Annotated in this window: 23 protein-coding genes; 15 read left to right on the top strand and 8 right to left on the bottom strand. The window is 58.5% G+C overall.

Annotation, left to right across the window (positions count from 1 at the left end):
• Positions 1-39 precede the first annotated feature (39 nt).
• The 12 genes from flhA (at position 40) to MJ639_RS14245 (ending at position 10,424) form a co-directional block, all read left to right on the top strand.
• Positions 40-2,115, top strand: coding sequence for a flagellar biosynthesis protein FlhA (flhA, locus tag MJ639_RS14300; RefSeq protein WP_243374098.1), 2,076 nt, complete (start codon positions 40-42; stop codon positions 2,113-2,115).
• Positions 2,112-2,864, top strand: coding sequence for a flagellar biosynthesis protein FliR (gene fliR, locus MJ639_RS14295; RefSeq protein ID WP_243374095.1), 753 nt, complete (start codon positions 2,112-2,114; stop codon positions 2,862-2,864). The genes flhA and fliR overlap by 4 nt, the downstream gene beginning before the upstream one ends.
• A 4-nt stretch (positions 2,865-2,868) precedes the next feature.
• The gene (locus tag MJ639_RS14290) at positions 2,869-3,267 is read left to right on the top strand and encodes a hypothetical protein (protein ID WP_243374093.1); all 399 of its coding nucleotides are present in this window, start codon (positions 2,869-2,871) and stop codon (positions 3,265-3,267) included.
• Between the two features lie 48 nt (positions 3,268-3,315).
• Positions 3,316-3,750 (top strand): rod-binding protein, encoded by a 435-nt coding sequence (locus MJ639_RS14285; RefSeq protein WP_243374092.1) that lies wholly within the window; start codon positions 3,316-3,318, stop codon positions 3,748-3,750.
• Between the two features lie 11 nt (positions 3,751-3,761).
• Positions 3,762-4,106 (top strand): flagellar protein FlgN, encoded by a 345-nt coding sequence (locus tag MJ639_RS14280; protein ID WP_243374089.1) that lies wholly within the window; start codon positions 3,762-3,764, stop codon positions 4,104-4,106.
• Positions 4,103-4,552 carry a hypothetical protein gene (locus MJ639_RS14275; RefSeq protein ID WP_243374087.1) on the top strand — a complete coding sequence of 150 codons (450 nt, stop codon included), beginning with the start codon at positions 4,103-4,105 and terminating at the stop codon, positions 4,550-4,552. Before MJ639_RS14280 ends, MJ639_RS14275 begins: the two co-directional genes overlap by 4 nt.
• A gap of 52 nt (positions 4,553-4,604) precedes the next feature.
• The gene (locus MJ639_RS14270) at positions 4,605-4,988 is read left to right on the top strand and encodes a response regulator (RefSeq protein WP_243374086.1); all 384 of its coding nucleotides are present in this window, start codon (positions 4,605-4,607) and stop codon (positions 4,986-4,988) included.
• 9 nt (positions 4,989-4,997) lie between these two features.
• Entirely contained in the window at positions 4,998-6,110 is a 1,113-nt protein-coding gene (locus tag MJ639_RS14265) for a protein-glutamate methylesterase/protein-glutamine glutaminase (RefSeq protein ID WP_243374084.1), read from the top strand.
• Positions 6,107-6,961, top strand: a complete 855-nt coding sequence (locus MJ639_RS14260; protein ID WP_243374083.1) for a CheR family methyltransferase — start codon at positions 6,107-6,109, stop codon at positions 6,959-6,961. Before MJ639_RS14265 ends, MJ639_RS14260 begins: the two co-directional genes overlap by 4 nt.
• A 453-nt stretch (positions 6,962-7,414) precedes the next feature.
• Positions 7,415-8,908 (top strand): flagellin, encoded by a 1,494-nt coding sequence (locus MJ639_RS14255; protein WP_243374081.1) that lies wholly within the window; start codon positions 7,415-7,417, stop codon positions 8,906-8,908.
• A gap of 92 nt (positions 8,909-9,000) precedes the next feature.
• Positions 9,001-9,600 carry a hypothetical protein gene (locus tag MJ639_RS14250; protein ID WP_243374079.1) on the top strand — a complete coding sequence of 200 codons (600 nt, stop codon included), beginning with the start codon at positions 9,001-9,003 and terminating at the stop codon, positions 9,598-9,600.
• 38 nt (positions 9,601-9,638) lie between these two features.
• A complete protein-coding gene (locus MJ639_RS14245) occupies positions 9,639-10,424 on the top strand; it encodes a DUF1217 domain-containing protein (RefSeq protein ID WP_243374078.1) in 786 nt (261 codons plus the stop codon).
• Between the two features lie 36 nt (positions 10,425-10,460).
• Here the strand turns inward: MJ639_RS14245 and MJ639_RS14240 are convergent, their stop codons facing one another.
• The 4 genes from MJ639_RS14240 to MJ639_RS14225 form a co-directional block, all read right to left on the bottom strand.
• Positions 10,461-11,057 (bottom strand): hypothetical protein, encoded by a 597-nt coding sequence (locus MJ639_RS14240; protein WP_243374069.1) that lies wholly within the window; start codon positions 11,055-11,057, stop codon positions 10,461-10,463.
• A gap of 109 nt (positions 11,058-11,166) precedes the next feature.
• Positions 11,167-11,643 carry a BLUF domain-containing protein gene (locus tag MJ639_RS14235; protein ID WP_279306644.1) on the bottom strand — a complete coding sequence of 159 codons (477 nt, stop codon included), beginning with the start codon at positions 11,641-11,643 and terminating at the stop codon, positions 11,167-11,169.
• Positions 11,644-11,796: 153 nt separating this feature from the next.
• On the bottom strand, positions 11,797-13,467 hold the full coding sequence (locus tag MJ639_RS14230) for a methyl-accepting chemotaxis protein (RefSeq protein ID WP_243374057.1): 1,671 nt from the start codon (positions 13,465-13,467) through the stop codon (positions 11,797-11,799).
• 277 nt (positions 13,468-13,744) lie between these two features.
• Positions 13,745-13,909: a hypothetical protein gene (locus MJ639_RS14225; RefSeq protein ID WP_243374055.1), complete on the bottom strand. Its 165-nt coding sequence runs from the start codon at positions 13,907-13,909 to the stop codon at positions 13,745-13,747.
• A 148-nt stretch (positions 13,910-14,057) separates the two neighbouring features.
• Between MJ639_RS14225 and MJ639_RS14220 the strand changes: the two genes are divergently transcribed.
• Positions 14,058-14,324 (top strand): GlsB/YeaQ/YmgE family stress response membrane protein, encoded by a 267-nt coding sequence (locus MJ639_RS14220; RefSeq protein ID WP_243374053.1) that lies wholly within the window; start codon positions 14,058-14,060, stop codon positions 14,322-14,324.
• Positions 14,325-14,381: 57 nt separating this feature from the next.
• Here the strand turns inward: MJ639_RS14220 and MJ639_RS14215 are convergent, their stop codons facing one another.
• A complete protein-coding gene (locus tag MJ639_RS14215; RefSeq protein WP_423790800.1) occupies positions 14,382-14,624 on the bottom strand; it encodes a YgaP-like transmembrane domain in 243 nt (80 codons plus the stop codon).
• Between the two features lie 125 nt (positions 14,625-14,749).
• Here MJ639_RS14215 and MJ639_RS14210 point away from each other — a divergent pair, with 125 nt between their 5' ends.
• The gene (locus MJ639_RS14210; RefSeq protein WP_243374051.1) at positions 14,750-15,247 is read left to right on the top strand and encodes a YciE/YciF ferroxidase family protein; all 498 of its coding nucleotides are present in this window, start codon (positions 14,750-14,752) and stop codon (positions 15,245-15,247) included.
• Between the two features lie 79 nt (positions 15,248-15,326).
• On the opposite strand, the gene MJ639_RS14205 is transcribed toward MJ639_RS14210, so the two are convergent.
• The 3 genes from MJ639_RS14205 to MJ639_RS14195 form a co-directional block, all read right to left on the bottom strand.
• Positions 15,327-15,575: a hypothetical protein gene (locus MJ639_RS14205; RefSeq protein ID WP_243374049.1), complete on the bottom strand. Its 249-nt coding sequence runs from the start codon at positions 15,573-15,575 to the stop codon at positions 15,327-15,329.
• Positions 15,562-16,206, bottom strand: coding sequence for an acyl-homoserine-lactone synthase (locus MJ639_RS14200; protein ID WP_243374047.1), 645 nt, complete (start codon positions 16,204-16,206; stop codon positions 15,562-15,564). The genes MJ639_RS14205 and MJ639_RS14200 overlap by 14 nt, the downstream gene beginning before the upstream one ends.
• Positions 16,207-16,289: 83 nt before the next feature.
• Entirely contained in the window at positions 16,290-17,021 is a 732-nt protein-coding gene (locus tag MJ639_RS14195) for a helix-turn-helix transcriptional regulator (protein ID WP_243374046.1), read from the bottom strand.
• A 113-nt stretch (positions 17,022-17,134) separates the two neighbouring features.
• On the opposite strand from MJ639_RS14195, the gene MJ639_RS14190 reads away from it, so the two are divergent.
• Positions 17,135-17,521 carry a helix-turn-helix domain-containing protein gene (locus MJ639_RS14190; RefSeq protein WP_243374044.1) on the top strand — a complete coding sequence of 129 codons (387 nt, stop codon included), beginning with the start codon at positions 17,135-17,137 and terminating at the stop codon, positions 17,519-17,521.
• Positions 17,522-17,543: the final 22 nt, after the last annotated feature.

Genomic DNA, 17,543 nt, shown 5'->3' with positions numbered 1-17,543 from the left:
GTGTCAGTCGGATGATTGGCTCGCCATAGGGAGGAGCATATGGCGTCAGGTGAGGTGAAGGCAAAGGATCGCGGCCGCGACGTGATGTTCGCGGGCGCAGTCGTCACGATCCTGGCCATCCTGTTCCTGCCGATCCCGCCCTTGGCCATCGATATGGGGCTCGCCTTTTCGATTGCCCTGTCGGTTCTCATTCTCATGGTGGCTCTCTGGATTCAGAAGCCCCTGGAATTCTCCGCCTTTCCGACCGTCCTGCTGATCGCCACTCTCTTGCGGTTGGCCCTCAGCATTGCCTCGACGCGTCTCATCCTTTCGAATGGCCACCATGGCGTCGAGGCGGCCGGCCACGTGATCAGCGGTTTCTCGCGCTTCGTCATGAGCGGTGACTTCGTCATCGGTATCGTGGTCTTCATCATCCTCATCACCGTCAACTTCCTGGTGATCACCAAGGGCGCTACCCGTATCGCCGAGGTCGGAGCACGCTTCACCCTCGATGCCATTCCCGGCAAGCAGATGGCTATCGATGCCGATCTCTCGGCAGGCCTCATCGACGAGAAGGAAGCGCAGAGAAGGCGCCGGGAACTTGAGGAGGAGAGCGCCTTCTTCGGTTCCATGGACGGTGCATCGAAGTTCGTGCGCGGCGAGGCCGTCGCCAGCTTGATCACGATTGCCGTCAACATCTTCGGCGGCATCATCATCGGCGTCACGCGCCACGGGATGTCGCTCTCGAAGGCAGCCGACATCTTCACCCAGCTTTCCGTTGGCGATGGCCTGGTCAGCCAGATCCCGGCTCTCGTCGTTTCACTGGCGGCAGGCCTCCTGGTCTCCAAGGGCGGCACGCGCGGGCAGGCGCAGCAGGCGGTTCTCGATCAGCTCGGTGCCTATCCGCGCGCCCTGATGGTGGCTGCCGGCATGATGTTCGTTTTCGCCATCGTCCCGGGTTTGCCGATGATCCCGTTCCTCGCGCTCGGCGGCTTCATGGGCTTCGTCGCCTACAGCATTCCACGGCAACGCGCTGAGCAGGAGGCGAAGGAGAAACAGCAACAGGAGGAGGTGCAGCAGCAGAACCTTCTCGAGGCGACCGACACGGTCAAGGAATCCCTCAAGATGGCGGAGGTGGAGCTTTGCCTGGGCAAGCACCTGTCCTCCCATCTCGCAAGCTTCCACGGCGATCTCGCGCACCGCGTCAAGAAGATGCGCAAGAAGTTCGCTCAGGATTTCGGCTTCGTGCTTCCTGATGTGAAGCTCTCCGACAGCTTCATGATCCCGGCGAAGAGCTATCAGATCAAGATCCATGGCACGGTGGTAGCCACCCACGAGGTCAGGCCTGGCGACCTTATGGTCGTTCTGGGCGATGGACCGGTGCCGGATGTTCCCGGCGACGAAGTCCGCGAGCCGGCCTTCGGCATGAAGGCGATGTGGGTCTCGGATGCCTATGCCGGCGAGATCAAGCGCCAAGGCTTCACGGCGGTCGATGGAGCATCTGTTCTGCTGACGCATTTGAGCGAGGTCATCCGCAACAATCTGCCCCAGCTTCTGTCCTACAAGGACGTCCGCAATCTCCTGGATGGCCTGGAGCCTGAATATAAGCGCCTGCTCGACGATATCTGCCCGTCGCAGATTTCCTATTCCGGTCTGCAGGCGGTGCTGAAACTTCTGCTCGCGGAGCGCGTTTCGATCCGCAACCTGAGCCTGATCCTGGAAGCGATCGCCGAGATCGCCCCGCATGCACGCAGGGCCGAGCAGCTCGTGGAGCATGTGCGCGTGCGCATGGCCCAGCAGATCTGCGGCGATCTGGCGGAAGGGGGCGCTCTCAATGTCCTTCGTCTTGGCAACAAGTGGGACATCGCCTTCCATCAGAGCCTGAAGCGCGATGCCAAGGGCGACGTGGTGGAATTCGATATCGATCCGCGTCTCGTCGAGCAGTTCGGAACCGAGGCATCGGAGGCCATCAAGAACCGGATGGGGCAGGTCAAGAACTTCGCCATCGTCACGGCTCCTGATGCCAGGCCCTATGTCCGCATGATCATCGAGCGGATGTTCTCGTCCCTGCCGGTCCTGTCTCACTTGGAGATTGCCCGTGGCGTCGAGGTCAATTCTCTCGGTACGGTCGCGTGAGCCAAATCGTTCCGGATACGATTCTCGGCATCTTCCTGATCTTTTGCCGCATCGGCGGATGCATGCTGATTGCGCCGGCGCTGTCGAGCAACCGCATTCCGGTGCATGTTCGCCTGTTTCTGGCGCTCACCGTGAGCTTGGCATTGTCGCCGGTGCTCTTGGACAAGATCGCAAGCGGCATTTCCGAGCGCCCGCCCGCCGTGCTGATGACCTGGATCGCGTCCGAGACGCTTGTCGGGCTCCTGTTCGGGCTTCTGGGACGTGTTTACTTCCTTGCCCTTCAAACCATGCTGACGGCTGTTGCCATGGCTATCGGCTACGGCGGCATGCCCGGCACGCCCATCGACGAGGCCGAGCCGCTTCCGGCGATCAGTTCGCTCATCATGATGGTGGCAACGGCGCTCATTTTCCTCTCGGATCTTCATTGGGAGCTGTTTCGGGGACTTATCGCATCCTATTCGAGGATCCCGGTCGGGCAGGGGCTCGGCTGGCAATCGTCACTGGTGGAACTGGTGGATCAGGTCGGGGACGCTTTCGTTCTGGCTCTCAGGATCAGCAGTCCGTTTCTTCTCTATTCCGTCGTCGTCAACCTGGCGGCAGGGCTCGCCAACAAGCTGACGCCGCAAATTCCGGTCTTCTTCATCGTCACGCCCTTCGTCATGGCAGGCGGTCTCTTCGTCATGTATTTCGCGGCGCAAGATTACGTGCTGCTTTTCATGGATGCTTATGTCTCCTGGCTGAGGAATTAGAGCGATGAAGCAGCGACTGAAGAAATTCGACCGGATCATCAAGGTCCAGAAGCATCTTCATAAGAATGCGGAACTCCACCTTGCCAATCTTCAGCGTCAGGAGAGCGAGCTTAAAACGGCTCAGGAAGAGCTGCTTCAGACCATGAGCGACAGGGACGTGCTTCACGGTCTCTTCACGGATGTGATGGCCAAACGCTTGAAGACGCTGGCTCTGGAGGAAGTGCGAACCCAAGGAGAGATCGTCGTTCAGAAGGCCGTGACGATGGAAAAGGCCATGCAGGTCAAGCGGACGGAGAAGGTCTTCGGGCGCATCAAGGAAGACACGCGTCGCGGACAGGAGAAAAAGGACCTGGCCGCCATTCTCGAAACCATGATCCAGAAGAGCAGCACAAGCCTCCCGTAAGCCTCATGGAATAGGTTGGCATTTCAGCATGGTCCAAGGAGGCCCGCAATGGCGATCAGCCCCCCATCAGACATTCTCAGCGAGGTTGCAAGAGCAGCGGACCCGGCGCGCTATCAGGTGGCGACGCAGAAGCTCCTCACGAATGCCCCCGCTGCCGGTGACGCAAGTTTTGAAGACACGGTTCGCGCGATGTCGTCGCGCCCTGTTGGCGGAAGCGCGGATATCTATCAGATCCGCAACTCCCTGCGTAACGACGCGGAAACAACGGCCGCAGAGAAGGCGAAGCGCACCAATCAGGAATTCGAGGCTTTCATCCTCCAGACCTTCGTCGAATCCATGCTTCCGAAGAATGCGGACAATACCTACGGCAAGGGCACTGCCGGCTCGATCTGGAAATCCATGATGGCGGAGCAGATCGGCACGCAGGTGGCGCGCTCCGGCGGCATTGGAATTGCACAGCACATCCTCGGCAGCAAGAAGTGAGGTCACCCCCGATGTTGATGAAATCTCTCGAGCGTCTCGAAGAAACTCTGGATCTGGAAACGGCGGCCCTTTTGTCCCGTGACCTGAGAAACCTGGACGAGTTCAATCGTCGCAAGAGCCAGAGCCTTCTCGAAATCAGCCGCATGGTGAGGTCCGCCGAGGCGATCGCCATGGAAGGATCCGCCGCGAAGCAGTTCGAGCGGCTGAAGACGAAGCTGGAAAGAAATCAGGAAATCCTGCAGCGCCATATGCGCGCTGTTCAGGAAATTTCCGTTCTCATCTCCGGCGCGATCCAGGCAGCTGAGTCCGACAGCACCTATTCCGCCCATGTCATGCACGGAGCCTACGGCGCATGATCAGGAACGTCATGGCCGGGTTCTGGGTCTGCGCGGTCACGCTTGCCTCGTGCTATGCGGCCGTGACCTGGATGGTCGGGCGGGCTCCAACCGAGGAGCAGCAGCATTACGAGGGGTTGCAGTACAAGAAGCTGCCGCCGCTCAATATACCGATCATCGCCGAGGGTGCGGTGCAGGGATATGTCGTCGCCAATCTGGTCTTCACGGCCGATTCAAAGACGCTACGCGAGATATCGGTGCCGCCTGAAGCCTTCATTCAGGACGAGGTTTTTCGCCATGTCTACGCGGATGACAGCCTCGATTTCAAAAGACTGTCCCGATACAACGTGAATGGAATGATCGGCGCCGTCAGAGAAAAGATCAACAAACGCCTCGGCTCCGAGATCGTGAAGGAAATTCTCGTCGAGAATTTCAACTTCATCGACAAATCCGACATTCGCTCCTGACGGCCAGATTTTTAAAAGCGCAGGAATCAGCATAATTCCAAGGGCCTTTTTCATGAACTATTGCTTGATCGTTGATGACTCGCGAACCATCCGCAAGGTCTCGCGCGACATCGTTGAAAGTCTCGCCTTCGAAGTCGCGGAGGCGGAGAACGGTGCTGCCGGGCTGGCGTCATGCCGGACCAGAATGCCCGATGTCATCCTGCTCGACTGGAACATGCCTGTCATGGACGGCTACAGCTTCCTCAAGGAGCTGAGAAAGACGCCGGGCGGCGAGGTTCCAAAGGTCGTTTTCTGCACGACCGAGAACGACCTGAAAAACATTACGCAGGCTCTCGAGGCGGGGGCCGACGAGTATATAATGAAACCTTTCGACAAAGACATTCTGTGCGCCAAGTTCCAGTCCCTGGGCCTTCTTCCCGAAGCCTTCTCGGTGTGAGGCCCTGCCATGGAAACAGCAAATCAAGGAATTTCGGCGCAGGCACCTCCGACGCGCGTCATGGTCGTCGACGACAGCGCCATCATCCGCGGCATGATCGCCCGCTGGGTCACGGAAGCCGGCGGCTTCGACGTCGTCTGCACGGCTTCCAATGGGCGCATGGCTGTGGATGCGGCGGAGAGGCACAAGCCCGAGATCGTGCTGCTCGACATTGAAATGCCCGAGGTCGATGGCCTGGCTGCGCTGCCGATGATCCTGAAGGCGCATCCTGCGGCAAAGATCATCGTCATCTCCACTTTGACGCAGAGAAACGCACAGATCTCCCTGCGATGCCTTTCGCTCGGCGCCGTCGATTATCTTGCGAAGCCGGAAAGTGCGCGGGCTGCCGATGCAGCAAGTGAATTCCGTCGCGAGCTGCTTGAGAAACTCAAGGCGCTGAGCGCCTCGAAGCCTCGGCAATTGCGCTCCAGCCCCGCGACTTCTCCCGTTCCGCCTGTTTCCGTGCCGAAACTGGCTGCGCCCAGGTTGGGAAGCGTCAGGCCGCAATGCCTTCTGATCGGATCATCGACGGGCGGCCCCCGCGCCGTGGAGCGGGTGCTGCAGGATCTCAAGCCCGCCTTGTCGCATATTCCGGTTCTCATCGTGCAGCACATGCCCGCCATGTTCACGGCGGTCTTCGCCGAACATCTCCAGGCTCTGCTGTCGGTTCCGTGCCGTGAGGCCAAGGACGGTGAACCTGTCAGTGCCGGAACGGTGCTCGTGGCGCCGGGTGGGCGTCACATGGGCGTGACCGTCGCGTCCGGAAAGCCGTTCATCCGTCTCAATGATGGGCCTGCCGAGAATTTCTGCCGTCCTGCCGTCGACGTGCTGTTCCGCGAGGCGGCAAGCGTTTTCGGAGCCGCATCTCTCGCAACGGTGCTGACGGGAATGGGATCGGACGGAACGATCGGTGCGCGACATCTGATCAATGCAGGTGGAACCGTGATCGCCCAGGACGAGGCGACCAGTATCGTCTGGGGAATGCCCGGAAGCGTCGCGAAGGCCGGACTTGCCCACGAAATTCTTCCCCTCGACGCCATCGGCCGTTCCCTCAAGGGTCACATTGCCGGAGCAACACGATGACCGAACTCGAATTCGAAGCTCTGCGCGTCTTCCTGAAAGCGCGCTCCGGCTTGGCCCTTTCCCCGGACAAACGCTATCTCGTGGAAAGCAGGCTCGCGCCGATCTGCACACAGTTCAAGATCGAAAACCTGTCTCGCCTGATCTGGGAGATCAAGGCCGGCCGCTCGCCCGCTCTCGAGAAGGCGACCATCGAGGCGATGACGACAAACGAGACCTTCTTCTTCCGGGACAAGACGCCGTTCGATCTCTTTCAGGATGTGCTTCTGCCGAGGTTCATCAAGGAAAGGGCGACAAGCCGCCGGCTGCGGATCTGGTGCGCGGCCGCATCCAGCGGGCAGGAACCGTATTCCCTCGCGATGCTTTTGAAGGAAGCCTCTGCCCGCATGCCTGGGTGGAACATCGAGATCGTGGCGACGGACATTTCCAACGAGGTGCTCGAGAAGGCGAGGGCAGGGCTTTACAATCAATTCGAGGTTCAGCGCGGATTGCCGATCAAGCTCCTCGTGAAATACTTCACGCAGAAGGGCGACCTCTGGCAGATCTCTCCTGAGATCCGCTCGATGGTCGATTTCCGCTACTTGAATCTTATCGAGGATTTCAACCGCCTCGGAACATTCGACATCGTCTATTGCCGCAATGTGCTCATCTATTTCGAGGCGGCGATGAAAGCGAATGTCCTACGCAGAATAGCGCAGATCATGCCGGCCGATGGTGCTCTGGTGCTCGGAGCCTCCGAGACGATTCTCGGCATCACGGATGCGTTGACGCTCGATCCCGCCTATCGCGGTCTCTACGCGAAGGCGCAATACACCGGAGCTCTGCCTCGATCTGCACTTGCCGGTTCTCACTAGGAGGATATGCGCTTCAATTGGGAGCGATCGCATTTCAACGATACGATAGACTTTGAAACGACTGACACAGAAGCCGCGCCATCGGCTTCATCATCGCTGCGATGCTCCCTCGATTATGGGAGCTTTTCGTGCTTGCAAAAGAAGCTTCGTTAACGATGTTTTTCGCAATGAAAAATTTACTCTGCGCTTCATCTTTCCGCTTGACGCTTCGGTAGGCTTTGATCATTAATAAAGACACGAACGCAATGGGCGATAAGCCCGAAGCGTCGAGATTGCACTATGGAGGCTCTTCCTAAAAGAGCGAGGCATGATGCCACTCCATTTTACCGGTTAGCCCGGATGTCATGTGAACAGCGGATCGGGGGCTTTTTCCTCGAGGCATGATGCCACTCCGCTTTCGTCGGTTAAATTCCGACATTCCCTGAACAATCTTATCATTCAAGGAAGAAGCACATGTCTTCGATCAATACCAATCTGTCCGCCATGACCGCTCTGCAGGCCCTGAAGGCCACGCAGACCGCGATGAACAAGAACCAGAACCAGATCTCCACGGGTCTGCGCGTCGGTGAGGCTTCTCACAACGCTTCCTACTGGTCGATCGCGACGTCGATGAAGTCCGACAACGGCGCTCTTGGCGCTGTGAAGGACTCCATCAAGCAGTCCAAGGCGATGATCAACACCTACACCTCGGCGATGGACAAGTCGCTGACCTACCTCAACAAGATGAAGGAAGGTCTCGTTGCCGCCTCTCAGCCGGGTGCAGACCTGCAGAAGATCCAGACCGAGTTCAATGCGAACATCGAAGGTATGAAGAGCGCTGCAGGTTCGGCCTCGTTCAATGGCCAGAACTGGCTTGCCGGCGCTGGCGGCGTTGTCAACCTGGTCACGTCCTATGACGGCGTGAACAACAAGGTCGGCACTCTTGCGATCGACACGTCCAAGACGGTTCTCTTCGAAGATGCTGGTAAGGGCACTGGCGGCATTCTGAGCGATGTTGCCAAGATCGACATCGGCACTGTTGGCGCACCTGCTAAGGGCGGACATGCTGAACTAGCTGTCACGACCTTCGCAGCAGACGACACGATCTCCTTCAAGATCGGCACCGGCCCGACCCAGACGTTCACGGTGGGCGCATCTGCGACGACACAGGAAGATGTCCGTGATGCGATCAACCAGGCTGTCTCTGCCGGCACTCTCTCCGGCGTGAATGCCAGCGTCGTTGATGGAAAGCTGCGGCTCGAGTCCACGGACGTCACCAAGACGGTCAACAATCTCGGCTATACCGACGATGACACGCCTGCGAACGACGTGGACGGTACGTCTGCTGTCGGAACGGATCCAGTGAAGGCTGGCGCAGCCGCTGCTGGCTATATCGAGATCGACGTGGCTGACCTGGCCGCAGGCAAGCTGTCGGTCAAGGTCGGTGACGGCGAGGCGCAGGATGTGACTCTCGCTGCCGGTGACATTGCCGACGTCGATGCGCTCAAGACCGCGGTCCAGGCTGCGATCGATGGTGAAACGCTCCTTGGTGTTTCGGCAAGCGTTGTCGACGGCAAGCTGAGGCTGACTTCTACGGATGTCACCAAGAATGTCTCGACGACCAACACTGATGCTTCTGACGTCACCACGGACGTGGGTGAAGCTACCGCTGCTATTAAGGCCAGCACGGTGGTTGCCGATGGTCTGAAGGCCATCGACGAGGCTATCGCCAAGGTTACGGAAGGCTCTGCAATGCTCGGCGCCAACAAGGCCCTGCTCGAAACCCAGGAAGAGTTCATCGGCGTTCTGTCCGACTCGCTCACCGCCGGTGTCAGCGCCTTCGTTGATGCCGACATGAACGAGGCTTCGACCCGCAACCAGGCTCTGCAGACCCAGCAGCAGCTCGGCGTGCAGGCGCTCTCGATGGCGAACCAGAACAGCCAGATGATCCTGCGCCTCTTCCAGTAAGAGCTTAGGCATGGGCTAGAAGGAGCCTCGCCTTGAGAAGGGCGAGGCTCTTTTATTTGCGAGGCTCCTTTACTTGAAGGATAGGTGCGGCGATGCGTGATCAGCCGTTTCATTTCTCTTCATCGATGAAGCTGTCCGGCCTTGTTGTCGCCGCTCTCGTTATAGGTTCCCTGATTGCTAGCCGGGCGCAGGCCTTGGCGACCTTCATCGGATCCTGGGATTACGTGGTCAGGCACGACCCCGACGGCAGGCCGCAGGCCGCTTTCGCACGGCTGCAGGGCGTCGATGACTCGCTTCTTTGGCTAACCTGCTCAAGATACTCCGCCACCGGCGAGCAGCCACAGATCGTCTCCATGGCTGCTGCGGTTTCGCAGAAGGGCTATCTCGGTCACAGCAGCGTGCGCGGCCGCAGCACGGTCTATTGGTTCGATGGCGGCAGTCCGGAACTCGGATATTGGATCTATCGGGGGCGGATTGGGCAGATCGCGGACCAGGAGCAGGTGAACCTGTTTCTGGACAGGATCGCCAGCGCCCAGACGCTCACCGTCGAACTCTCCAACTACCGCTTGGAACCCCTGCGATCGGAGTTTCAGTTCGACACGGCCGACACGAAGACCGTCGCGGACAAGTTCAGGCAAGATTGCCGGACTATATCCGGTCTAGCTGGTGAAAAAACGTCTTGGAATCGTTGAAGACGTCATTTGTCCCCCTGAATCCTTGAAGGTTTGTCATGGTCAGTACAGCAACCAGGTATCAGATCATCTCAACAAACATGGCGCGGACGAAGACGCAGATCCAAAACGATCCCATCGTCAAGCGTGAGACCGATTACTACAACGCGACGATCAAGACCATTAAGACCGTCGATGACTTCGTGAAGAATGATCGCGTCTTCAAATATGCGATGAAGGCTTATGGCCTCGAGGACATGGCTTATGCCAAGGCGTTCATGAAGAAAATGCTGAATGAGGGTGTCGCGAGTCCTCTCAGCATGGCCAACAAGATGACCAACCCGCTCTATAAGGCTTTCGCGAGAGCCTTCGACTTCGTGGGGAAGGGTGCCGCGGCGACATCTGCCGCCAGCGCGACAACGGAGACCGTTCAGAAGTATATTCAGCAAACGCTGGAGACGCAGGAAGGGCGCGCGAACCAGGGTGTTCAACTCGCGCTCTATTTCAAGCGGAAAGCTTCCTCCGTCACTAAGCCGATGGAAATTCTTGCTGACAGGGCGCTGCTGAAATTCATGCAGACGACATTCAGCATTCCGGAGGCGTCATCAAGAGCCGATCTCGACATCCAGGTGCGAAACCTCGAAAAGGTTCTGAACGTCAAGGATTTTCAGGATCCCAAGAAGGTCGATAAACTGATCCAGCGCTTCAGCGCCATGTGGGATATGAATAACGCGGCGCCGGAAACCATTGCCCCTGTTCTCAGCCTGTTCAACCAATCAACGGAACAGGGCGTGAGCGTCGACCTGATGATGAGCATCGCCAAGCTCAGGCTTGGAGGCTGGTGAGAGCGGCGAGACCAGTCTCGCCGCCACAGCTCTTCCTTATCTCACAACGGACGTCTCTTCCGTGATCGTGGTTTCCGACGTGACGACGGCCCAGCCGGCCTCTGAACGCTCGATCGACAGGATCTGACCGGCGCCCGGAATCTTCATGCCGGGTGTGACCCACCACAATCCGCTCGGACCCTCGATCAGGGCCGACGCTTCGGTCGCCCGATGGATCACGTAACGTGCGAGGCTCGTTTCAGAAGCTCGCGGGCGGCGTTTCGCGCCCGGCTCCGTTCTTGCTGGATCGCTGTCAGGAGCGCTTCTCTCACTGACAGATTCCATGCTTCGTCCCAAATTCGGAAGCCGCTCGGCAACAAGTGACGTTGCGCTTGAGATGGAACCTCCGATACTTGGCAAATATGCGTGGCTGTTGCTGTAGTAGGCGGCATAGACGGGCAGCGCCATTGCTGAAACCACCAATGCTGCGGCTATGCTGATGACGATGCGGTCTCCGGTCGCTTCCTTGGCGCGGATAAGCTCTTCCAGGCGGCGGATCTTTTGAGCCCTGGTCTCGAGGTCCATGCGCTCGACTTTCAGCTCATGATCGAATCCGGCGACTTGCGCGAGGGCCTTTTCGAAACGTGTCGTCATGAAGTCTGCCTGTCGTTGAAGCGCGGATGGGCGAAGAGGAGCGGGGTCTTCTGCGGATTTGCCAGGAGCACCGCTCGAAACCCGCCGATGCGATTGGTCCGTTGGCCGTTCATCCGGGCGCGCTTTCGCGATGGGCCGGAAACTGATCTCTCAGCAGGGATATCAGCATTTGGAGAATGCTCTTGGCGTCCCTGCCTCCTCCGGCGAGGATATCGGAGGGAATGCTGGCATCCAGTTGCGAGAGCGGTGTGACGAAAGCCATGACCCACTTCGTGAAGGCTCGGGCCGGAACCAATCCATGCTCCTGAAGAACGATTGCCGTATGGCGTGGGTCGCAGGCGATGTGTCCGAACAGGCTTTTCACTGCTTTCGGAGGCCCCTCGATCACTTGTGCGAAGCTCCGTGTGTCGAACAGAAGAACCCCGGATATTCCCGCCTGCCGATTGTGCCCCCGGCCATGCTCCAGAATGTTGAGGATCATGTCGGAGAGTTCCGGCGAATTCGGTTCCTGCACTCTCTGGCTCCGATAAATGAGCCTGTAGGTTTCTGGAGGAGCCTCATCCTCAGGATTGAACCGAACCTGCATAGCGCCGTCGCCCTTCGCGTCGAAAATGCCGATCAAAGCAAATGCGCTGTCAGCGCCAACGGAGATGAGTGTGGGTGGTTGGAGATCGTATCCAGGAGGGTTGGAACTCTGAGCAGGTCATGATCCCAGTCCCTCCTGATAGTGCGATGTGCGTCAAGCGGCCCTGACTTCGGTGAGGAAGACTGAAACCTCGCGGCTCAGCTCGCTCGAACGGCGTGACAATTCCTGAGCCGAACCGAGAACCTGCGAGGCGGCGGCGCCGGTATCGCTTGCGCCCTGCTGGACATCCGAGATGTTGCCGGTGACCTGCTCCGTGCCGCGGGCGGCCTCCTGGACGTTGCGTGCGATCTCGGCAGTCGCTGCTCCCTGCTCCTCCATTGCTGCGGCGATGGAGACGGAGATCTGCGACATCTCGTTGATGGTTCGCGCAATCTCCTGAATGGCTTCCACGGTCTGCTGGGTCGCCTGCTGCACGGAGCCGATCTGCGAGGAGATTTCCTCCGTCGCCTTCGCCGTCTGGCTAGCGAGATCCTTGACCTCGGAGGCAACGACCGCGAAGCCCTTTCCGGCCTCGCCGGCGCGAGCTGCTTCGATTGTGGCGTTCAGCGCCAGAAGGTTGGTCTGTCCGGCAATGTTGTTGATGAGCTGCACCACGTTGCCGATCTTCTCCGCCATGCTGGCGAGCTGCTGGACCGTGACATTCGTGCGCTGAGCGCCTTCCACGGCACGGTCTGCGATCCGTGACGACTGAGTCACCTGGCCTGCAATCTCGCGGATGGAGATGGAGAGCTCTTCCGTGGCTGCCGCGACGGTCTGAACATTGGCCGAGGTTTGCTGAGCCGCTGACGAGACGGTCATGGATTGGCTGGTGGTCTGATTGGCGACGGAAGACATCGAACGGGCCGTCGTTTCCAGCTCTCCCGCCGAGGACGACAGATGCTGCACAAGTCCGCCGACGCTCTGCTCGAACTGCTGCGCGAGGGCCGCCATCTCCGCCTTGCGCTTTTCCGCTGCGCGGATTTCCGCTTGAGCCTGCTCCTGACGAAGCTGCTGCGTTTCCTGCATGGCATCGGCGAATACCTGCGTGGCCTTCCAGATGGCGCCGATTTCGTCGCGGCTCGGCTTCACTTTTGGCAAGGCGAAATCGCCGGAGGCAAGCTTCTGGAGGGCATTCGTGACAGCCTGGAGCGGCTGCGCAATCTGACGATTTCCGATGATCCAGCTCAGCAACAGACCCAGCAGAATGCATCCGGCGACCATGAACGCAAACAGCATCAGCATGTTGTCGTGGAGCTCTCCGGCCCTTTCATCGATCGTGTCGATGGCGACATTACCCTTCTCTTTCAAAGAATCGATTTTCTTTTGGAAGGCTGTCCGATTGATGCGATTGGCGTCCGTGTTGCCCTGCGCATTTGCCGCCTCAGGAGAGACCGCGCTGCCGAGGCGCGCAGTCTCTGTCCGGATTTTCTTGAAATCTGCAGCGTCCTTCACGAGATCGTCAAACAGAACTTTATCGTCCGCAGGAACATACAGACGCCATTGATTGAGCAGGGCGTCGATTTCGGACAATGTGAGCAGGACGCCATCTCCGAATTTCTGTGCTTCCTTCGTATCCGCGGAAGCATAAATGCCGCGCGTTTCCATGACGACATGCGTCACCATGCGATTGAGGCGCTCGGCATAGAGAGCATGAATGGCGGTTTCCCTGACCTCGTCGACAGTCGCGTCATAGGTCCGGACGGCATATAGCCCCAACCCTGCAACGATAGCCGTGCCAAGGGTGAGAGCGGAAACGAGTGCAAAGAGCTTGGTTCTAATCTTCATGGGCCACCCTGCGAGATCTGGCGCGGATAGATGCGTGTGTCCAATCGGTATAGAAAACATGGCTTGTGCGAGACTTGCTCGTTTTTCCGCAAATGGGTTGGAAACATAAGGAAAAGGCGAGGTCGCATTTCTGCATCCTCGCCTTCGCGTCCGTCAGGAAATTGTCGTCTCGTTTTTGAGAAGCCGGAACGATGTTTCACTCCCCAGGCCGCTTCCGGAACCTGGGTTATGTCATAGAAACAGAATTACATGAGCGTGAGCAGGGCCCGCCTGGACGTCAGGTCTCTGCCGCCGGCGTGATGCCCAGATCGCTGAGCTTCGCGCGGACATCCGTGATCGACCGCTTAAGTTTGAGGCTGATCACGGAAGCCGGCATGCCTTCCCGAGCCAAAGACATGAGCGCTTGAACGGCTTCATACGTCCAGGGATTGTTGGAATCCATTGCGAGCACCTCCTCCATTGGGGCCAAGCGGAAGGGTTACCCTCAACTGCGGCAAGATCGTGAAAATCGACGTTTCAGGGCGGATGTCAGGCGCAACCTTAGCTTGGGATGCGCGTTTTCAGGAGACAAATCACTGAAGGATCCCATCATGAGCATTATCTGGACCATCATCATCGGCTTCGTGGCGGGCCTTATCGCCAAGTGGATCATGCCCGGCCGGAACGAACCCTCCGGCTTCATCATGACCACGATCCTCGGCATCATCGGCGCGGTGGTCGCCACCTATCTCGGGCGCGCAGTCGGCTGGTATGGTCCCGATGACGGGGCAAACTTCATCGGCGCCATCGTGGGCGCGATCGTCGTGCTCTTCATCTATGGCCTGATCGCAGGCCGGCGCTCGACGACAACGTACTGAGCTGCCAAAACAGGAAAGGCCGCACGCGAGGTGCGGCCTTTTTCTTTTGGGGCCTTGTCAGGCGTGATCGTGAGAGCCTGTGAGGGCGGCCTTGATCGGGCAGTTACCGGCATATCCGCGCCAGGCAAGGTAGGAGCCGCCTGCCAGTGCCAGAATATTGAGAAGAGGGTTGGGACGCGGCTTTGCCGCCGCTGCCGCGAGGCCGAGGCCTGCGACCATGTAGAGCCCGCGTTCCGTGGTGCTCAGGTTGGGTTCTCCATTCATCAGCGCTCCAGCGCCCGACGAGATGATATTCGCCACTTTCAATCTCCTTGATTTGCAGGGGCGAACGCGATGCGGATCGAGCTTGTTCCGCTCTCCCGAAATTCGCGAGGAACAAGGAACCTTGGCCGTCGTTGAGTCAACTCTCACCCCTATGGAGTTGAATGATGGCTGCCAAGGAAAAGACTTTGAACGACCTGTTCCTTCACACCCTGAAGGATGTCTATTACGCCGAGAAGCAGATCCTGAAGGCGCTGCCGAAGATGGCGAAAGCTGCGGAATCCGAAGAGTTGAGGCAGGCTTTCGAAACGCACCGCGATGAAACCGAAGGCCAGATCGAGCGCCTCGAACAGGTGTTCAAGATGCTGGACAAGGCCGCTCGCGGCGTGCAGTGCGAGGCGATCAACGGCATTATCGAGGAAGGCAAGGAAGTCATGGAAGACTTCGCCGACAGCGAGGCTCTCGATGCCGGCATCCTGGCTGCGGCTCAAGCCGTCGAGCATTACGAGATCACCCGCTACGGCTCCCTGAAGACGTGGGCGCAGGAGCTCGGCATGAACGACGCCGCCAAGCTGCTCGATCAGAACCTGCAGGAAGAGAAGAAGACGGACGCGCTTCTCACGAAACTTGCCGAGGCACGAGTCAACATCAAGGCTGCTTAACAGGTGTATTGAATCATCACAAAGCCCCGTCTCTCGACGGGGCTTTGCTTTTTGCACACGCCGCTGGAGGTGCCCGGCGTCAGTGCTGGTGCGTGCGGCAGGGGGAGACGGTCGTGTCCAGGGTCAGACGCAGCAGGCCGCACGGCTGAACCTCAAGGGTCGCCTTCATGGCTTCCGGTTGTTCGACCAGATGCATGAAGGCCAAGAGCCGCAATCGAACAACAGGTGGAAGAAGATCGAGCAGCTGGCTCAAGTTTTCGCCGAGGCCTTCGGCCATTTCTTCCTGCACGAAGGATGCGAGAGGAAGTTTCTCGTCAGGCAGCGACATGGGGCACCTGATCCAGTGCGGAAGAAAGGGAATCTTCCCTGAGGAGGAAAGAGCTGCGCAAGCCGGCAAGCCGTCTGACATGATGCAGGCTCTCTTCAGAAATCCGAATGGCCGCCGCGATGCACGGCTGACCCTCGATCATCTGGGGAAGACCCAGGGGGCGGACCTTGAACCCGGCCTGCTGCCAGCGGGGAAGCCACCACATTTCGACAACGGCCGTGACCTCGCTGACGCCTTCTTCAAGGCAGTATTCCTGAAATGCAGCAAGCAGGCGGCAATCGGTGCGGCCCGTGCGCCGTTCCTTGACGACGAAGTAGCGCGTGCATTCGAGGATGCTGGGGCCTGTGAGCGCTTCCCCGTTCCTGAGCAGGAATGGAAAGAACTCACTGATCATGTGGGGCAGGGTGGTCGGAAACAATCTCAAGCCGCCGATCACCTGGTCCTGATCGACGGCGATCAGATAGGTGGCATTGGAATTGTCATAGGCGTCTATGTCTCGCTTGTCAGGCCGGGCCAGATCCTTCCAACCCCGCTCTTCGACGAAGACTTCGTGCCTGAGCCGGAAATACTCGTCCAAGATATCCGCGTATTTCTCGCGCTGGTGTCCCCTGATTACCTTTATCGAAGTCATGGTTATGCTCCTCCACGTCTTGAGGGGCAATTTCCATGATCCGCATGATTTGAGTATTGTAGGAAATTACAGGTAGGGGTGCGTCACAGTCTGATGAGACGGTGCTGAAGTGCCCGGGCCACCGCATGGGTCTTGTTGGCCGCGTTCAGCTTTTGGCAGGCGCTCGTGATATGGGCGGTGATTGTCCGTTCCGTGACCCCCATGATTTCGCCCGTATCGGCCGCGGACTTGCCCAAAGCGGCCCATATGAGCGTTTCCTGCTCCCGGGCTGTGAGGGGATTGGAGTGGGAAGGAGGCTGCAGAACCGTGCGGACCCGCTCGAAGGCGTACATTGCCATGAGGTGGATGGCAGGCTTGGTTCGGGGCGAGAGGTCCAGATGGGAGCCGCTCATGGACAAGCAGGCCTCATAACCATTCAGTCCATGGATCGGCAGGCAATAGCCATATTTCATGCCGAATTCCGTGGCTTCCCGCATGATGGTCAGAGCCTTAGGATTCGATTCAGGGTCGTAATTGACCTCTGCCCACTCGAAAGGTTGAACCGACTGGCGGCAAAGACTAATGACCGGATCATAGCGGTCATATCCCTTATTCGTATAGCGAAGATACCAGTCAATGGGCCATTTTTTAAGTAGAACGAGGCTTTCTATTCTTTGGTCTGGGTGGGGTAAGCCTGTTATGATGAACGTCTCAAAGCCGAAATTCGCAAAAGACTGCTCCATGGCATCGATTATTTCTTGCACGGACGAGAGCTGATCCAGTCCCCCAATGAAGTCGAATGCCTTCACTGAATGATCAAAGACAGGGTTCGACACCTTGGGCCCCCAGCGAGCGTTCTATTAACAGGTGTGTATCATACTTTTACTACCAAAGGTTTTGGAAGGGGTATAATGGTTCAAGCCTGACGGTACCGGTAGGAGAGAGACGGTTGCAGCAGAAGTCACCTAACCCCATCGACAGGCATATCGGCAGCCGGGTGAGGGCCAGGCGGATCATGCTCGGAATGAGTCAGGAGAAGCTGGCGGAAGCGCTGGGGCTCACATTCCAGCAGGTCCAGAAATACGAAAAAGGCATCAATCGCATCGGTGCGAGCCGCCTGCTCCATATCGCCGGCATTCTGGATGTGGGTATCGAGTTCTTCTTCGAAGGGGCGCCTGGCCTTCCGGCGGCGACATCTCAAAGCGACAGCGTCATGGCCGAGTTCCTCACCAGCCCGGACAGCGACCGGCTCGTGCGAGGCTTCGTTCGCCTGAAGGATGACGAGGCGCGCAAGAAGGTGGCCGACCTGGTCGATTGGCTGGCATCGGCCCGCTGATTCAATCCGCTCCAGAATTGGC

It is taken from the genome of Microvirga solisilvae, assembly GCF_022808595.1.
In the GTDB taxonomy this organism is placed as follows: domain Bacteria; phylum Pseudomonadota; class Alphaproteobacteria; order Rhizobiales; family Beijerinckiaceae; genus Microvirga; species Microvirga solisilvae.
The sequence above is the reverse complement of the archived record's forward strand: the minus strand, read 5'-3'. Positions and strand labels throughout refer to the sequence as shown.